The organism is Pseudomonas sp. WS 5051, from assembly GCF_012985715.1.
Classification (GTDB): domain Bacteria; phylum Pseudomonadota; class Gammaproteobacteria; order Pseudomonadales; family Pseudomonadaceae; genus Aquipseudomonas; species Aquipseudomonas bubulae.
In genome coordinates, this window is the sequence record NZ_JAAQWV010000005.1 from 38,134 (window position 1) to 55,511 (window position 17,378).

Annotated in this window: 18 protein-coding genes; 17 read left to right on the forward strand and 1 reads right to left on the reverse strand. The window is 60.1% G+C overall.

Annotated features, from left to right (window positions below; genetic code table 11):
• The first annotated feature begins 43 nt into the window (after positions 1-43).
• Positions 44-1,609 (forward strand): PAS domain-containing methyl-accepting chemotaxis protein, encoded by a 1,566-nt coding sequence (locus tag HBN79_RS09595; RefSeq protein WP_095002750.1) that lies wholly within the window; start codon positions 44-46, stop codon positions 1,607-1,609.
• A 49-nt stretch (positions 1,610-1,658) separates the two neighbouring features.
• On the opposite strand, the gene HBN79_RS09600 is transcribed toward HBN79_RS09595, so the two are convergent.
• Positions 1,659-2,342 (reverse strand): alpha/beta fold hydrolase, encoded by a 684-nt coding sequence (locus HBN79_RS09600; RefSeq protein WP_095024089.1) that lies wholly within the window; start codon positions 2,340-2,342, stop codon positions 1,659-1,661.
• Positions 2,343-2,414: 72 nt separating this feature from the next.
• Between HBN79_RS09600 and ccoN (HBN79_RS09605) the strand changes: the two genes are divergently transcribed.
• The 16 genes from ccoN (HBN79_RS09605) (at position 2,415) to hemN (ending at position 17,346) form a co-directional block, all read left to right on the forward strand.
• On the forward strand, positions 2,415-3,839 hold the full coding sequence (gene ccoN / locus HBN79_RS09605; RefSeq protein WP_019826669.1) for a cytochrome-c oxidase, cbb3-type subunit I: 1,425 nt from the start codon (positions 2,415-2,417) through the stop codon (positions 3,837-3,839).
• Positions 3,840-3,849: 10 nt separating this feature from the next.
• Positions 3,850-4,458, forward strand: a complete 609-nt coding sequence (ccoO, locus tag HBN79_RS09610) for a cytochrome-c oxidase, cbb3-type subunit II (RefSeq protein ID WP_095002752.1) — start codon at positions 3,850-3,852, stop codon at positions 4,456-4,458.
• Positions 4,459-4,473: 15 nt separating this feature from the next.
• Complete coding sequence (locus HBN79_RS09615) at positions 4,474-4,665, forward strand: cbb3-type cytochrome c oxidase subunit 3 (protein ID WP_095002822.1); 192 nt, start codon at positions 4,474-4,476, stop codon at positions 4,663-4,665.
• Positions 4,662-5,600, forward strand: coding sequence for a cytochrome-c oxidase, cbb3-type subunit III (gene ccoP / locus HBN79_RS09620; protein ID WP_095018988.1), 939 nt, complete (start codon positions 4,662-4,664; stop codon positions 5,598-5,600). The genes HBN79_RS09615 and ccoP (HBN79_RS09620) overlap by 4 nt, the downstream gene beginning before the upstream one ends.
• 468 nt (positions 5,601-6,068) lie before the next feature.
• Positions 6,069-7,511: a cytochrome-c oxidase, cbb3-type subunit I gene (ccoN, locus tag HBN79_RS09625; RefSeq protein WP_095002754.1), complete on the forward strand. Its 1,443-nt coding sequence runs from the start codon at positions 6,069-6,071 to the stop codon at positions 7,509-7,511.
• On the forward strand, positions 7,511-8,122 hold the full coding sequence (gene ccoO / locus HBN79_RS09630; RefSeq protein WP_016780305.1) for a cytochrome-c oxidase, cbb3-type subunit II: 612 nt from the start codon (positions 7,511-7,513) through the stop codon (positions 8,120-8,122). The genes ccoN (HBN79_RS09625) and ccoO (HBN79_RS09630) overlap by 1 nt, the downstream gene beginning before the upstream one ends.
• A 5-nt stretch (positions 8,123-8,127) precedes the next feature.
• Complete coding sequence (locus HBN79_RS09635) at positions 8,128-8,319, forward strand: CcoQ/FixQ family Cbb3-type cytochrome c oxidase assembly chaperone (protein WP_003447209.1); 192 nt, start codon at positions 8,128-8,130, stop codon at positions 8,317-8,319.
• A complete protein-coding gene (ccoP, locus tag HBN79_RS09640; protein ID WP_095002755.1) occupies positions 8,316-9,293 on the forward strand; it encodes a cytochrome-c oxidase, cbb3-type subunit III in 978 nt (325 codons plus the stop codon). Before HBN79_RS09635 ends, ccoP (HBN79_RS09640) begins: the two co-directional genes overlap by 4 nt.
• Before the next feature lie 143 nt (positions 9,294-9,436).
• A complete protein-coding gene (locus HBN79_RS09645) occupies positions 9,437-9,688 on the forward strand; it encodes a type II toxin-antitoxin system Phd/YefM family antitoxin (protein WP_095002756.1) in 252 nt (83 codons plus the stop codon).
• On the forward strand, positions 9,688-10,098 hold the full coding sequence (locus tag HBN79_RS09650; protein WP_095024090.1) for a type II toxin-antitoxin system VapC family toxin: 411 nt from the start codon (positions 9,688-9,690) through the stop codon (positions 10,096-10,098). The genes HBN79_RS09645 and HBN79_RS09650 overlap by 1 nt, the downstream gene beginning before the upstream one ends.
• 215 nt (positions 10,099-10,313) lie before the next feature.
• Positions 10,314-11,729: a cytochrome c oxidase accessory protein CcoG gene (ccoG, locus tag HBN79_RS09655; protein ID WP_095002758.1), complete on the forward strand. Its 1,416-nt coding sequence runs from the start codon at positions 10,314-10,316 to the stop codon at positions 11,727-11,729.
• Positions 11,730-11,740: 11 nt separating this feature from the next.
• Positions 11,741-12,283: a FixH family protein gene (locus tag HBN79_RS09660; RefSeq protein WP_169916653.1), complete on the forward strand. Its 543-nt coding sequence runs from the start codon at positions 11,741-11,743 to the stop codon at positions 12,281-12,283.
• A gap of 106 nt (positions 12,284-12,389) precedes the next feature.
• Positions 12,390-14,840, forward strand: coding sequence for a heavy metal translocating P-type ATPase (locus HBN79_RS09665; protein ID WP_169916654.1), 2,451 nt, complete (start codon positions 12,390-12,392; stop codon positions 14,838-14,840).
• A gap of 20 nt (positions 14,841-14,860) precedes the next feature.
• Complete coding sequence (gene ccoS / locus HBN79_RS09670) at positions 14,861-15,091, forward strand: cbb3-type cytochrome oxidase assembly protein CcoS (protein WP_095002761.1); 231 nt, start codon at positions 14,861-14,863, stop codon at positions 15,089-15,091.
• Positions 15,084-15,767, forward strand: a complete 684-nt coding sequence (locus tag HBN79_RS09675) for a sulfite exporter TauE/SafE family protein (protein ID WP_095002762.1) — start codon at positions 15,084-15,086, stop codon at positions 15,765-15,767. Before ccoS ends, HBN79_RS09675 begins: the two co-directional genes overlap by 8 nt.
• A 196-nt stretch (positions 15,768-15,963) precedes the next feature.
• Positions 15,964-17,346, forward strand: coding sequence for an oxygen-independent coproporphyrinogen III oxidase (gene hemN, locus HBN79_RS09680; protein ID WP_095002763.1), 1,383 nt, complete (start codon positions 15,964-15,966; stop codon positions 17,344-17,346).
• Positions 17,347-17,378: the final 32 nt, after the last annotated feature.

The following is a 17,378-nucleotide window of genomic DNA, read 5'->3' on the forward strand; positions in this document are numbered from 1 at the left end:
GAGCATGCCGACAGCCTGTCAAAGTCTTGCGGATTGAAACGACATGCGTAACAACCAGCCCATCACTCAACGCGAACGCACATTCCCCGCGCAACAACGGTTGATTTCCACGACCGATGCCAAAGGCGTGATCACCTACTGCAACGATGCGTTCAGGGAAATCAGCGGGTTTTCGCGTGAGGAGCTGATACGCGCGCCGCACAATCTGGTGCGCCACCCGGACGTGCCCTCAGCAGTCTTCGAGCATATGTGGAGCACCCTGAAAAAGGGTTCGCCGTGGATGGGCATCGTCAAAAACCGCTGCAAAAACGGCGACCATTACTGGGTTAACGCCTATGTAACGCCGGTTTTCGAGAATGAGCAGGTCGTGGGTTACGAGTCGGTGCGGGTCAAGCCAACGGCCGAACAGATCCGCCGCGCCGAAGCCCTGTACACACGCCTCAACCGCGGCAAATCCGCGGTGCCTCAGCGCGACAAGTGGCTGCCGGTGCTGCAGGACTGGCTGCCCTTTATCCTGGTCAGCCAATTGAGCTTCATGATTGGCGCCATGCTCAATTCGAGCTGGGGTTTTGCCCTGGCAGCCCTGCTGTCGATACCGTTGGGGCTGCTGGGCCTGAGCTGGCAACAGCGCGGGGTAAAACGCCTGCTGCGTCTGGCCGAGCAGACCACCTCCGACCCGTTGATTGCCCAGATGTACACCGACAGCCGTGGCCCGCAAGCGCGTCTGGAAATGTCCATCCTGAGCCAGGAAGCGCGCCTGAAGACCTGCCTGACACGCCTGCAGGATACCGCCGAACACCTCAGCGGCCAGGCCCGTCAGTCCGACATTCTGGCGCACAAAAGCTCGACCGGACTGGAGCGCCAGCGCGTCGAGACCGAGCAAGTGGCCACCGCCGTCAACCAGATGGCTGCCACCACCCAGGAAGTGGCCAGCCATGTGCAGCGCACTGCCGACGCGACCCAGGAAGCCAACCGTCTGACCAGCCGCGGTCGCGATATTGCCGGCGAAACCCGCGAAGCGATCCAGCGCCTGTCGGTTGTGGTGGGTGAAACCGGGGCCACGGTAACGCAACTGGCCAAGGACAGTGACGAGATCGGCGGCGTGGTCGATGTGATCAAGGGCATTGCCGACCAGACCAACCTGCTGGCCCTGAACGCCGCCATCGAAGCGGCACGGGCTGGAGAAATGGGCCGGGGCTTCGCCGTGGTGGCTGACGAAGTGCGCCAGCTGGCGCAACGCACCAGCGCTTCGACCGGGCAGATTCACAGCCTGATCGCCAAGCTGCAGCAGACAGCAGCCACCGCGGTGCAAACCATGGACGCTGGCCATCGTCAGGCGGAAGAAGGCGTAGCGCGGGTACTGGAAGCAGATCAGGCACTGGTGGGCATCAGCGAAGCGGTGGCCAATATCACCGACATGACCACCCAGATCGCGGCAGCGACCGAAGAGCAAAGCGCCGTGGCTGAAGAAATCAGCCGCAATATCAGCACCATTGCCGACCTGGCTGACCAGACCTCAGAGCAGGCGCAGCATTCGGCGCTGCTCAGCGAAGAACTGACCCAGACCGTCAACACCCAGTATTCACTGGTAGAGCGGTTTAACCGCTAAGCCTTGTGGGAGCGATCCAATCGCGAGCAGGCTCGCTCCCACAAATTGTTCAAGGTTGCTGCAACCACCGCGCAATCCGGTCCGCCGCCGCATCCAGATGCTGCTCATGGGTAAACCCGGAGGCCTTCAACGGCTTAAGGTCGTGATCCCCCGATAGCAGCCACGACACTTCAATGCCCGGCGCCAGCGTGTAGGCCTCTACCGCTTCGCGGTTGCCCAAGGCATCGCGCTCGCCTTGTACGATCAACGTCGGCGTTGCCAATTCAGCCAGGTGCGCCACCCGGGGTTTTTCCGGCTTGCCTGCGGCATAGAACGGATAACCCAGGCACACCAGCGCGTCCACTTGCAGCTCATCGGCCAGCAGACTGGCCATACGCCCACCCATTGACTTGCCGCCAATGGCTAATGGCCCAGCGACATGCCGTCGCACCTCGGTAAAAACTTCACGCCAGCTTTCGAGCAGTTTCGCCTGCTGATTAGGAGGCCTTTTGCCATTATCGAGACGGCGCTGCGCCATATACGGGAACTCGAAGCGCAACACGCTCACCCCGCGTGCAGCAAGGCGTGCAGCCATGCCGTTCATCCAGCTGCTGTCCATCGGCGCACCCGCGCCGTGGGCCAGGATAAGGGTCGCGGTTGAACCCGCTGACGCGCCATTCCACAGCCAGCCCCTGTCCTGCACGCACTGCGCCCATTGATCCCCGTCAATACCGGCCTTGCCCGCTACGACCATGCTTGCCTCGCTTTTAGTCTGCCTATAACTCCAGGCGTGCGTTTGACGCGCCTGAACCGTGGATGGGGAACCATGAACACTTCTACAAGTACCGCCTATAACTACAAGGTGGTCCGCCAATTTGCCATTATGACGGTGGTTTGGGGCATCGTCGGTATGGGGCTCGGCGTTTTTCTCGCCGCGCAGTTGGTTTGGCCAGAACTTAACTTCAATTTGCCTTGGACCAGTTTCGGGCGCCTGCGCCCATTGCACACCAACGCGGTGATTTTCGCCTTCGGCGGCTGCGCGCTGTTCGCGGCCTCATTCTACTCGGTGCAACGCACCTGCCAGGCCACCCTGTTTTCGCCGAAAATCGCGGCGTTTACCTTCTGGGGCTGGCAGCTGGTCATCGTCCTGGCGGCCATCAGCCTGCCGCTGGGTTACACCAGCTCCAAGGAATACGCCGAGCTGGAATGGCCGATCGACATTTTGATCACCATTGTCTGGGTGGCCTACGCCATCGTGTTCTTCGGCACGATCATGAAGCGCAAGACCAAGCATATTTACGTGGGCAACTGGTTCTTCGGCGCGTTTATCGTGACCGTGGCGATTTTGCACATCGTCAATAACCTGGAAATTCCGGTCAGTTTCACCAAGTCCTACTCGCTCTACGGTGGCGCCACTGACGCCATGGTGCAGTGGTGGTACGGGCATAACGCTGTGGGCTTTTTCCTGACAGCTGGCTTCTTGGGGATGATGTACTACTTCGTGCCTAAACAGGCCGAACGTCCGATCTACTCCTATCGCCTGTCCATCGTGCACTTCTGGGCATTGATCACCCTGTACATCTGGGCGGGCCCCCACCACCTGCACTACACCGCGCTGCCGGACTGGGCGCAGTCGCTGGGCATGGTGATGTCGCTGATTCTGCTGGCACCTAGCTGGGGCGGCATGATCAACGGCATGATGACCCTCTCGGGCGCCTGGCATAAGCTGCGCAGCGATCCGATCCTGCGCTTCCTCGTGGTGTCCTTGGCCTTCTACGGCATGTCGACCTTCGAAGGCCCGATGATGGCAATCAAGACCGTCAACGCCCTCTCCCACTACACCGACTGGACCATCGGCCACGTACACGCCGGTGCCCTGGGCTGGGTGGCGATGATTTCGATCGGCGCGCTGTACCACATGATCCCGAAAATCTTCGGCCGCCCGCAGATGTACAGCCTGGGCCTGATCAACGCGCACTTCTGGCTGGCCACCATCGGCACCGTGCTCTACATCGCCTCGATGTGGGTCAACGGCATTGCCCAGGGCCTGATGTGGCGCGCAGTCAACGAAGACGGCACGCTGACTTACTCCTTCGTCGAAACTCTGGTGGCCAGCCATCCAGGTTATGTCGTGCGACTGGTCGGTGGTGCAATCTTCTTCAGCGGCATGTTGCTGATGGCTTACAACACTTGGCGCACCGTGCGTAACGCCGAGCCCGCTGAAGTCGTAGCCGCCGCGCAGATGGCCTGAGGAGTTGGCAATGAAACACGAAGTCGTTGAAAAAAATATCGGCCTGATGCTGTTGCTGATGATCCTGTGCGTAAGCGTGGGCGGCCTGACGCAAATCGTCCCGCTGTTCTTTGAAGACGTGACCAACACCCCGGTGGAGGGCATGAAGCCTTACACCGCACTGCAACTGGAAGGTCGCGACATCTACATCCGTGAAGGCTGCGTGCAGTGCCACTCGCAGATGATCCGTCCGTTCCGTGCCGAGACCGAGCGTTATGGTCACTACTCGGTAGCCGGTGAGAGCGTGTGGGATCACCCCTTCCTGTGGGGTTCCAAGCGCACCGGGCCGGACTTGGCCCGCGTCGGTGGCCGATATTCGGATGACTGGCACCGCGCGCACTTGTACAACCCGCGCAACGTCGTGCCCGAATCAAAAATGCCAGCTTACCCATGGCTGGTGGCCTCGCCGGTAGACAGCAGCCATACCGAGAAAAAACTCGAAGTGATGCGCACCCTGGGCGTGCCTTACACCGACGAAGACATCGCCAACGCCAAGCAGTCCGTGCAGGGCAAGACCGAGATGGACGCTCTGGTCGCCTACCTGCAAGTGCTGGGCACTGCCATCAAGAGCAAGAGGTGAGCCATGGTCTTGGAGATGAGTAGTGGAATGATTCGCGGCCTGGGCACCGTGGTGGTGGCCGTGGCGTTTATAGGCCTGGCGCTGTGGGTGTTCAGCCCGCGACGCAAATCGGAGTTTGAAGACGCGACCTTACTGCCATTCAAGGACGATCCAGAGGCGATTCAACACGTCGAGAAAGAACAAGCGTCTAGGAGTAAAAAAGCATGACCACCTTCTGGAGTCTGTACATATGCGTGCTGACTATCGGCACGCTGATCGGCCTGACCTGGCTGCTGGTCAGCACGCGCAAGGGCGAGACTAAAAGCGATACGGTCGAAACCATGGGCCACAGCTTTGACGGCATCGAGGAGTACGACAACCCGCTGCCACAATGGTGGTTCATGTTGTTCGTCGGCACGCTGGTATTTGCCGTGGGCTACCTGATCCTGTACCCGGGCCTGGGCAACTGGAAAGGCCTGCTGCCCGGCTATGAGAATGGCTGGACCGGTGTACATGAGTGGGAAAAGGAAATGGACAAGGCGGACGCCAAATTTGGGCCCATCTACGCCAAATATGCCTCCATGCCCGTTGAACAAGTCGCTCAGGATCCGGCAGCACTGAAAATGGGCGGGCGCCTGTTTGCTTCCAACTGCTCGGTGTGCCACGGCTCGGATGCCAAGGGCGCTTTCGGCTTCCCTAACCTGGCCGACAACACCTGGCGCTGGGGCGGCGACGCCGACACGATCAAGGCCACCATCATGGGCGGTCGCATCGCGGCAATGCCGGCCTGGGGTGAAGTACTGGGTGAAAACGGAGTCAAAAACGTCGCCGCCTATGTACGCCACGACCTGGCGGGCCTGCCCCTCCCTGAAGGCGCCACTGTCGATCTGACGGCTGGCAAGCAAGCCTACGAAACCACTTGCGTGGCCTGCCACGGGGCAAACGGTAAAGGCATGCCGCTGATGGGCGCGCCAGACCTGACCCAACCAGCGGGTTTTATCTACGGCACCAGCCTGGCGCAATTGCAACAAACCATTCGCCACGGCCGTCAGGGCCACATGCCTGCGCAAAACGATTTGTTGGGCAACGACAAGGTACAGCTGCTGGCGGCCTACGTGTTCAGCTTGTCACACGGTAATCAAGAGGAAAAAACAGCCGAATAATTACCGGACATTTCCTGCCGCATCATTTTGGTGCGGCAGTTCCCGCCTCAAAGCGCGACCAAGTGTCGCACCTCTTTCAGCCCCGCCATTGCTCTCCCGCCATTCAGGACTAAGCTCAACGCTTGTGTGAGCCGGATCTGTGCAGCGCCACGTCAAGTGAAACTAACCGGTAAGTTGAAGGGCAGCGTTACGGGCCACAATGGTGGGTTTGCACCGGCTATCGTGCATTACGATGTTTGCCGCGCCTTGCCCCCACCTCAACCCGCCCGCCTCGACCCCTCCACTTTTGCCCTGCATGCGGCGTTTTTGGCGAGGTCACTTTGACCTTACTCCGCGCATGGAAAGGCCGCAGAACAAGCCTTGGAAAGCATTGACCGGGGTCATGGTTCGTTGCAATAGCCCTACGCTTTATACATACTTGCGACCGATTTTTATCCTAATAAAATACCTAAACCGTGGAACCTTAGAATGAGCACAGCAATCAGCCCGACTGCTTATAACTATAAGGTAGTCCGCCAGTTCGCCATCATGACGGTGGTCTGGGGGATCCTTGGCATGGGGCTCGGGGTTTTCATCGCGTCACAGCTTGTGTGGCCTGAATTGAACCTTGGCCTCGAGTGGACGACCTTCGGCCGTCTGCGTCCCCTGCATACCAACCTTGTGATCTTTGCCTTTGGTGGCTGTGCATTGTTTGGCACCTCCTACTACGTCGTGCAGCGAACCTGCCAGACACGACTGATCTCCGATTCGCTGGCCTCGTTTACCTTCTGGGGTTGGCAAGCGGTTATCGTCGGCGCGATCATCACCCTGCCACTGGGTTACACCACCACCAAAGAATACGCCGAGCTGGAATGGCCTTTGGCTATTTTGCTGGCCATTGTCTGGGTGACCTACGGCATTGTGTTCTTCGGCACCATCACCAAGCGTAAAACCAAGCATATCTATGTCGGTAACTGGTTCTACGGTGCATTCATTGTCGTGACGGCAATGCTGCATATCGTCAACCACGCGTCCCTGCCGGTGAGCTTCTTCAAGTCCTACTCGGCTTACGCCGGTGCGACTGACGCCATGATTCAGTGGTGGTACGGCCATAACGCGGTAGGTTTCTTCCTGACTACCGGCTTTTTGGGGATGATGTACTACTTCGTGCCCAAGCAGGCCGAACGTCCGATCTACTCCTATCGCCTGTCCATCGTGCACTTCTGGGCGCTGATCACCCTGTATATCTGGGCCGGTCCGCACCACTTGCACTACACCGCACTGCCGGACTGGGCCCAGTCTCTGGGCATGGCGATGTCGATCATCCTGCTGGCACCCAGCTGGGGCGGCATGATCAACGGCATGATGACCCTCTCGGGCGCCTGGCATAAGCTGCGCACCGACCCGATCCTGCGCTTCCTCGTGGTATCCCTGGCCTTCTACGGCATGTCGACCTTCGAAGGCCCGATGATGGCGATCAAGACCGTCAACGCGCTGTCGCACTACACCGACTGGACCATCGGCCACGTACACGCCGGCGCTCTGGGCTGGGTGGCGATGATTTCGATCGGTGCCATGTACCACATGATCCCCAAAGTCTATGGCCAGAAGCAGATGTACAGCACCGGCCTGATCAACGTTCACTTCTGGCTGGCGACTATCGGTACCGTGCTCTACATCGCCTCGATGTGGGTCAACGGCATCACCCAGGGCCTGATGTGGCGTGCGATCAACGACGACGGCACTCTGACCTACTCGTTTGTCGAAGCACTGCAAGCCAGCCACCCGGGCTTTATTGTTCGCGCCCTTGGCGGTGCCATTTTCGCCAGCGGTATGCTGTTCATGGCCTACAACGTGTTCCGCACCGTGCGTGCCTCGAACCCGGTAGAAGCTGAAGCGGCGACCAAGATCGCTGTAGTTGGAGCGCACTGATGATCAAGCACGAAACAATCGAGAAGAACATCGGCCTGATGGCCTTCTTCATGGTTATCGCCGTGAGCATCGGCGGCCTTACCCAAATCGTTCCGCTGTTCTTCCAGGACGTGACCAACACCCCGGTCGAGGGCATGAAGCCGCGTAGCGCGCTGGAACTGGAAGGCCGTGACATTTATATCGCCAACGGCTGTGTCGGCTGCCACTCGCAGATGATCCGTCCGTTCCGTGCCGAAACCGAACGCTATGGCCACTATTCGGTTGCCGGTGAAAGCGTGTGGGACCACCCGTTCCTGTGGGGCTCCAAACGCACCGGCCCGGACCTGGCCCGAGTGGGCGGGCGTTACTCCGATGACTGGCAGCGCGCGCACTTGTATAACCCGCGCAACGTCGTGCCCGAATCGATCATGCCGGCTTACCCGTTCCTCGTTGAGCGCAAGCTGGACGGCAAGGACACCGCGAAAAAAATGGAAGTCTTGCGCACGCTTGGCGTCCCTTACACCGACGAAGACATCGCCGGGGCCAAGGATGCAGTGAAGGGCAAAACCGAAATGGACGCACTGGTGGCTTACCTCCAGGGCTTGGGCACCATCATCAAAAGCAAACGGTGATCTGAATGGATATCGGGATGATTCGTGGCCTGGGCACTGTCGTCGTGATGGTGGCTTTTATCGGTTTGGCATTGTGGGTCTTCAGCCCGCGACGCAAGTCAGAATTTGACGACGCGACCCTGTTGCCGTTCAAGGATGATCCCGAAGCCATCAAGCACGTCGAGCAAGAGCAAGCTTCTAGGAGTAACAAAGAATGACTACGTTCTGGAGTCTGTACGTTACAGTCCTCACTCTGGGTACCATCTTCGCCCTGACCTGGTTGTTGCTGGCCACCCGCAAGGGCCAGCGCAGCGAGCAGACCGACGAGAAAGTCGGCCACGCGTTCGACGGCATCGAAGAGTACGACAACCCAATGCCGAAATGGTGGTTCATGCTGTTTGTGGGCACCGTCATTTTCGCCCTCGGCTACCTCGTGCTGTACCCGGGCCTGGGTAACTGGAAAGGCCTGCTGCCGGGCTACCAGTACCTGGACACCAAAGAGCAGACGCCGTTTGCCAATGGTCAGACCGGCTGGACCGGTGTACACGAGTGGGAAAAGGAAATGGCCAAATCGGACGCCAAGTTTGGGCCGATCTTCGCCAAATTCGCCGCCATGCCCATTGAAGAAGTGGCCAAGGACCCGCAAGCACTGAAAATGGGTGGCCGCCTGTTCGCCTCCAACTGTTCGGTGTGCCACGGCTCCGACGCCAAAGGCGCCTATGGCTTCCCCAACCTGACCGACGCCGACTGGCGCTGGGGCGGGACGCCTGCCGACATCAAGACCACCATTATGGCCGGCCGTCACGCGGTCATGCCGGGCTGGTCCGAAGTGATCGGTGAGCAAGGCGTCAGCGACGTGGCCGCCTACGTGCTGACCAGTCTCGACGGGCGCAAGCTGCCGGAAGGTGCGAAAGCCGACCCTGCCAAAGGCAAGGAAATCTACGCGACCAACTGTGCGGTTTGCCACGGGCCGGAGGGCAAGGGCAACCCGCTGATGGGCGCACCCAACCTGACTCACCCGGGGGCGTTTATCTACGGTTCGAGCTTTGCTCAACTGCAGCAGACCATCCGCTACGGCCGTCAGGGCCAGATGCCTGCCCAGGCTGACCTGCAGGGGAACGACAAGGTTCACTTGCTGGCTGCCTACGTGTACAGCCTGTCCCATGGTGATGAAGCCAAGACAGACGAGTAACGCGTTAGTTTGAACGCTGCAAAAAATGGCCCCGCCAACGACAGTTGGCGGGGCCATTTTGTTTCAGGGCTGCAGCAGCTATTGCCGTACGCACCCACAAGGTAGTAACGTTTCTACATTGTATTTTTGGGGAGGATCAGCCCATGACCATCACCACCATTTCAAGCCGCGAATTCAACCAGGACACAAGCGGTGCCAAAAAAGCATCGCAACAAGGGCCTGTTTACATCACGGACCGTGGCCGCCCCGCCCATGTACTGCTATGCATGGAGGAGTACCAACGGCTAACCGGCCTGGACACCAGCATTGTCGACCTGCTGGTGATGCCCGAAACAACGCCGGTTGAATTCGAACCCGAACGCGCAGTCATCACGCCGCGCCCAGTGGATTTCTAATGTTCCTGCTCGATACCAACGTAGTTTCTGAACTGCGCAAAACCCAGGCCGACCCTGCAGTGGTGGCCTGGGCCCGCAGCGTCCCGGCTTACAAACTGTATATCTCGGCCATTACCCTGCTGGAAATCGAAACTGGCATCTTGCGCCTGGAGCGCCGCGACCCGGGTCAGGCCGCCCCCTTGCGCAACTGGCTTGAAGTACATGTTATGTCTGCTTTTGCCGGGCGCGTGCTGTCAGTCGATGGCGCCGTTGCCAGACGCTGCGCCCGCCTGCATGTGCCTGACCGCAGCAATGAATGCGACGCCCTGATCGCGGCCACCGCACTGGTGCATGACATGACCGTGGTTACCCGCAATACCCGGGACTTTGCCTTTAGCGGCGCCCCTGTACTCAACCCTTGGGAGCTTTGACTCGGCCAGAACGCAACTCACCTGCAGGTGTAAGTCAATTGATCCATGTCATGAGTTGTTACAACTCCTATACCAACTTGCCATTTTCCGGAACGCGACCAAAGGTCGCACCCTTGAGCTAGAGTCACAGGGGTATCATTACGCTATCGCAACACCTTCTGACCGCGGTCGGCACGTACTGACCGAGGCATTTTCCACTGCCGTGGGACGCACTAATGAGCAATCAGATTCCTGTACACAACGTCACTCCACCTGCCAAAAAACCCGCTGAAAGCACTGACCTGTACGCGGCCAGGGAGAAAATCTACACCCGCGCCTTTACCGGGCTTTTCCGCAATCTGCGCATTGGCGGCGGAGCGCTGTTGTTCCTGCTGTATTTCGGTACGGTATGGCTCAACTGGGGCGGTCACCAGGCGGTGTGGTGGAACCTGCCCGAACGCAAATTCTTTATTTTTGGCGCCACCTTCTGGCCACAGGATTTCATCCTGCTCTCGGGGCTGCTGATCGTCGCGGCCTTTGGCCTGTTCTTTATTACGGTTTACGCCGGGCGCGTGTGGTGCGGCTACACCTGCCCGCAAAGCGTTTGGACGTGGGTGTTCATGTGGTGCGAGAAGGTCACTGAAGGCGACCGCAACCAGCGCATCAAGCTCGACAAGGCACCGATGAGCGCCAACAAGTTTGTGCGCAAGTTCAGCAAGCACACACTCTGGCTATTGATCGGCTTTGTCACCGGCATGACCTTTGTCGGCTACTTCTCACCCATCCGCGAACTGGTGATCGACTTCTTCACTGGTCAGGCTGATGGCTGGGCGTATTTCTGGGTCGGCTTCTTCACCCTCGCCACCTATGGCAACGCCGGCTGGCTGCGCGAGCAGGTGTGCATCTATATGTGCCCGTATGCGCGCTTCCAGAGCGTGATGTTTGATAAAGACACCCTGATCGTTTCCTACGACCCGCGCCGTGGTGAAGTCCGTGGCCCGCGCAAAAAGGACGCCGACTACAAGGCCATGGGCCTGGGCGACTGCATCGACTGCACCATGTGCGTGCAGGTATGCCCGACCGGGATTGATATCCGCGATGGCCTGCAGATCGAGTGCATCGGCTGCGCGGCCTGTATCGATGCCTGCGACAGCATCATGGACAAGATGAACTACCCCCGCGGCTTGATCAGCTACACCACCGAGCACAACCTCTCAGGCCAGAAAACCCATAAGCTGCGTCCGCGCCTGATCGGCTATGCCCTGGTATTGCTGACCATGATGGGTCTGCTGGCCGCTGCGTTCTTTACCCGCACGCTGGTAGGCTTCGACGTGAGCAAAGACCGCGTTCTGTATCGCGAGAACGCCGAAGGGCGGATCGAAAACGTCTACAGCCTGAAGATCATGAACAAGGACCAGCACGACCACACCTACGTGCTGGAGGCCACCGGCCTGCCGGATCTCAAGCTGCAGGGCAAACGCGAAATCAAGGTCGCGGCCGGCGATATCGTCAGCCTGCCGGTCGAGCTGTCAATTGCCCCCGAGAAGCTGCCGTCGAGTACCAACGAGGTGTTCTTTATCCTCAAGGACGCCGACAACAACGACGTCAACGTTAAAGCCAAGAGCCGATTCATCGGCCCACAAATCAGATAAGAGAACTCGACATGCCCGCAGCAAATGCTTCCAGCCCCTGGTACAAGCACATCTGGCCATGGATCATCATTGCCATCCTGGCCTGCTCGGTAACCCTGACCCTGTCGATGGTCACCATTGCCGTGAACAACCCGGACAACCTGGTCAACGATAATTACTACGAGGCGGGCAAAGGCATCAATCGGGCACTGGACCGTGAGCTGCTGGGCCAGACCCTGCAACTCAAAGCCAAGTTGCGCCTGGATGAAATGACCGGCGAAGTCGTGCTGGTGCTTGAGGGCAACAGCAAGCCGCAAGTGCTGGAACTGAACCTGATTTCACCGACCCAGCCGGAAAAAGACCGCAAGGTCAGCCTGAGCCAGAGCGCAACGGAACCGGGTCGCTATATCGGCCAACTGGATGACAAGATTGAAGGTCGCCGCTTTGTTGAGCTGCTGGGTGTTGAAGATGGCAAGACCTGGCGCCTGTTCGAAGAAGAACTGGTCGGCCACGACAAGGACCTGCTGCTGGGCGACGAGCCCATTCAAGGCGCTGAAGACCACAAGTCGAAATAACCCCATCGCGGGCAAGCCCGCTCCCACAGGGATGCGCGAACCCTGTGGGAGCGGTCTTGTCCGCGATGACGTATTTTCTGGTGACACAATATCGCGATAGAGCACCATGACCACTCCCGCTCCCTGCTATCACTGCGCCCTGCCCGTCCCCCCCGGCAGCCGGTTTACCGCCGTTGTTCTGGGCGAAGTTCGCGAGTTCTGCTGCCCCGGCTGCCAGGCAGTGGCCGAGGCTATCGTCGCTGGCGGTCTCGAAAGCTATTACCAGCACCGCAGTGAAGCATCCGCCAACCCTCAAGCCCTGCCCGTGCAACTGGTTGAAGAGTTGGCGCTGTATGACCGCCCCGACGTGCAAAAACCCTTTGTCCGACATGAGGGCGAGCAAGCCGAAACCACCCTGCTGATCGAAGGCATCAGCTGCGCCGCCTGTGGCTGGCTGATCGAAAAGCACCTGCGCCATCTGCCAGCCGTCAGTGAAGCGCGACTCAACTTGTCCAACCATCGCCTGCAGGTACGCTGGGACGATAGCCAATTGCCATTGAGTGAAGTCCTCAGCGAACTGCGCCATATCGGCTATGCCGCGCACCCGTACCAGGCCGACCGTGCCACCGAACAATTGGCCAGCGAAAACCGCCTGGCCTTGCGCCAGCTCGGTGTCGCCGGGCTGCTGTGGTTTCAGGCCATGATGGCTACCATGGCCACCTGGCCAGAGTTCAATATCGACCTCAGCCCCGAGATGCACACCATCCTGCGCTGGGTAGCGTTGTTTCTGACAACACCTATCGTGTTCTACAGTTGCGCCCCCTTTTTCAAAGGCGCCATGCGCGACCTGCGCACCCGCCACCTGACCATGGATGTGTCAGTCTCCCTGGCCATCGGCGGTGCTTATATCGCCGGGATCTGGACGGCCATCACCGGCGTCGGCGAGCTGTATTTCGATGCTGTGGGCATGTTTGCCCTGTTTTTGCTGGCCGGCCGCTATCTGGAGCGCCGCGCCCGCGAGCGCACCGCCGCCGCCACTGCGCAATTGGTCAACCTGCTGCCAGCCTCATGCCTGCGCCTGAGCGCTGACGGGCAAAGCGAACGCATTCTGCTGACTGAACTCAAGGTCGGCGACCGGGTGCTGGTGCACCCCGGCTCAATCATGCCGGCTGACGGCAAGATCCTGGATGGTCAGTCCAGCATCGACGAATCCCTGCTGACTGGCGAATACCTGCCACAACCACGGCAGATTGGCGACGCCGTCACGGCCGGCACCCTCAATGTGGAAGGCGCGCTGACCGTTGAAGTCATGGCGCTGGGCCAGGACACGCGCCTGTCCGCCATCGTGCGCCTGCTTGATCGCGCTCAAAGCGAAAAACCTCGCCTTGCGGAGATTGCCGACAAGGCCGCGCAGGGGTTCCTGCTGTTCTCATTGATCGCTGCTGCGGGTATCGGCCTGTGGTGGTGGCAACTTGATGCATCACGGGCCTTCTGGATTGTCCTGGCGATGCTGGTCGCCACCTGCCCTTGCGCTTTGTCGCTGGCGACGCCGACCGCACTCACCGCCGCTACCGGCACCCTGCACAAGCTGGGCCTGCTACTGACCCGTGGCCATGTGATCGAAGGCCTGAACCAGATCGACACAGTGATTTTCGACAAGACCGGCACCCTGACTGAAGGACGCCTGGCGCTGCGGGCCATTCGCCCTTTGCGCGAGCTGGACAGCGACCACTGCCTGGCCCTTGCGGCCGCTCTGGAAAACCGCTCCGAGCACCCGATTGCCCGTGCGTTTGGCCGCGCTGCGCAAGCCGCTGAAGAAGTACGCAGCGTGCCTGGACTGGGCCTTGAAGGGCTGGTCGGCGAGCAGCGCTTGCGCATAGGCCAGCCAGGATTTGCCTGTGGGCTAAGCCAGTGCCCGATCCCGGACATGCCGGATGAACCCGGCCAATGGCTGCTGCTGGGCGACACCCAAGGCGTGCTGGCCTGGTTTGTTCTGGACGACCGCCTGCGGGACGATGCCCCGGCATTGCTGGCAGCGTGCAAGGCCCGCGGCTGGCACACGCTGCTGCTGTCGGGGGACAGTTCGCCGATGGTCGCCAGCGTGGCCGCCGAACTGGGGATCGATGAAGCTCAGGGCGGCTTGCGCCCGGATGACAAATTGCAGGTCTTGCAAAAACTGCACGCCCAAGGCCGCAAGGTGCTGATGCTGGGGGATGGTGTCAACGATGTACCTGTGCTCGCCGCTGCCGATATCAGCGTGGCCATGGGCTCGGCGACCGACCTGGCGAAAACCAGCGCCGATGCGGTGCTGCTGTCCAACCGCCTGGACGCGCTGGTGCAAGCGTTCAGCCTGGCGCGAAGGACCCGACGGGTGATCATCGAAAACTTGTTGTGGGCCGGACTCTATAATGGCCTGATGCTGCCATTCGCCGCACTGGGCTGGATTACTCCGATCTGGGCCGCCATCGGCATGTCGATCAGCTCACTGACCGTGGTGCTCAACGCCTTGCGCCTGACGCGCATGCCCGCCCAGGCGCATACTCCAGCCATGCCACACTCTCGCCCGCTACCGGCTTGACCCGGTCCCCTGGAGCCCTTATGCCAGCGCTTTACATCATGATTCCGGCGGCCCTGCTGATTGTCGCCATCTGCATCTTTATCTTCTTCTGGGCAGTCGACAGCGGCCAGTATGATGACCTGGACAGCCCAGCCCACAGCATCCTGTTCGATGACCAGGATCCGCAGCATACCGCTGCCGTCGAAGAAGCCAAAAACCTGCACCCGGAGTCGGCCAGCGACACCGACAAAAAAGCCCCGCCCCATGCTTGAGCTGGCCCCGCTGCTGGTATCGGCCGTTATCCTGGGCCTGCTCGGGGGCGGACACTGCCTGGGCATGTGCGGCGGTCTGATGGGCGCGCTGACGCTGGCCATCCCCAAAGAGCAACGCAGCCGACGCTTCAGGCTGCTGCTGGCCTACAACCTTGGCCGAATTCTCAGCTATGCCACAGCAGGACTACTGCTGGGGCTGGCAGGCTGGGCAGTAGCCAACAGCCCGGCGGCCATGTTTATGCGCATCCTCGCCGGTTTGCTGCTGATTTGCATGGGCCTGTACCTCGCCGGCTGGTGGAGCGGCCTGACCCGCATTGAAAGCCTGGGCCGCGGCCTGTGGCGGCATATCCAGCCGGTGGCCAGCCGCTTGTTGCCGGTCACCAGCCTGCCGCGCGCCTTGCTGCTGGGGGCACTGTGGGGCTGGCTGCCCTGCGGGCTGGTGTACAGCACGCTGATCTGGTCCGCCAGCCAGGGCAGCGCAGTCGACAGTGCATTACTGATGCTGGGGTTCGGGCTGGGCACCTGGCCCGTACTGCTGGCCACCGGCCTTGCCGCAGAACGTGTTACCGCAGTGCTGCGCAAACGCAGCGTGCGCATGGCTGGAGGATTACTGGTGATCCTGTTCGGTATCTGGACCCTGCCCGGCCCGCATCAGCACTGGTTGATGGGGCACTAGACAGAACCCGTGGGAGCGAGCTTGCTCGCGATGGCATCACCGCGATTTGCCTGACAGATTGCGTCGCCGGTATCGCGAGCAAGCTCGCTCCCACAGGTGAACTTGCCAATCACAGCTGTTGATGCAAATCAAGATGCTACAACGACCCACCCCCTAGAATCCGCAGCATTGCCAGCCATCCCAGGGGAATGCCCGCATGCTCGACGCCATTCGTTGGGACCCAGAATTGATCCGCCGCTACGATCTTGCCGGACCGCGCTACACCTCATACCCGACAGCCATGCAGTTCAACAGCCAGGTCAGCCCGTTCGACCTGCTGCACGCCCTGCGCGAAAGCCGCAAGGCTCTGCGCCCGCTGTCGTTGTATGTGCACGTGCCGTTTTGCGCCAATATTTGCTATTACTGCGCCTGCAACAAGGTCATTACCAAAGACCGTGGCCGGGCCCAGCCCTACCTGCAGAAACTCGAGCAGGAAATCCAGATGATCGCCTGCCACCTCGACCCCAGGCAGAAGGTCGAGCAACTGCACTTTGGCGGCGGCACCCCGACTTTTCTTAGCCACGACGAATTGCGCCAACTGATGGCCAAGCTGCGTCAGCAATTCAATCTGCTGGACGACGACTCCGGCGACTACGGCATCGAAATCGACCCCCGCGAAGCCGACTGGTCGACCATGGGCCTGTTGCGTGAACTGGGCTTCAACCGTGTCAGCATCGGCCTACAAGACCTCGACCCGGACGTGCAAAGGGCGGTCAATCGCCTGCAAAGCCTTGAAGAGACCCGGGCAGTGATCGACGCTGCACGCACGCTGCAATTTCGCTCGATCAATATCGACCTGATCTACGGCCTGCCCAAGCAGACCCCGGAAGCCTTTGCCCGCACCGTTGAAGAAGTGATCAGCCTGCAGCCCGATCGCCTGTCGGTGTTCAACTACGCGCACTTGCCTGAACGCTTCATGCCCCAACGACGCATCAACACCAGCGACCTGCCCTCGCCTGCCGCCAAGCTACAGATGCTGGAGCGCACCATCGAGCAACTGACCGGCGCCGGCTACCGCTATATCGGCATGGATCATTTCGCCCTGCCAGACGATGAACTGGCCATCGCCCAGGAAGAATCAACCCTGCAACGCAACTTCCAGGGTTATACCACCCACGGCCATTGCGACCTGATCGGGCTTGGTGTCTCCGCCATCAGCCAGATCGGCGACCTGTACTGCCAAAATGACAGCGACCTGGCCAAATACCAGCACACCCTGGCCAGCGGCCAGCTCGCCACCAGCCGTGGCCTGGTATGCAATCAGGATGACCGTATCCGTCGCGAGGTCATCCAGCAGATCATCTGCAATTTGCACCTGCCGTTCGCGACCGTGGAGCAGGCGTTCAATATCGACTTTCGCGGCTATTTTGCCCCTCAGTGGCCGACGCTCAAGACCATGGCCGCCGACGGCCTGATCGCCCTGGACGACCAGCAACTGACTGTGCTGCCTGCTGGCAGGCTGCTGGTGCGCTCGGTGTGCATGGTGTTCGACGCTTACCTTGAGCAACAAACCCGTCAGCGCTATTCGCGGGTGATCTAAGGTCGCAAACACGACCTCTACAGCATGAGATG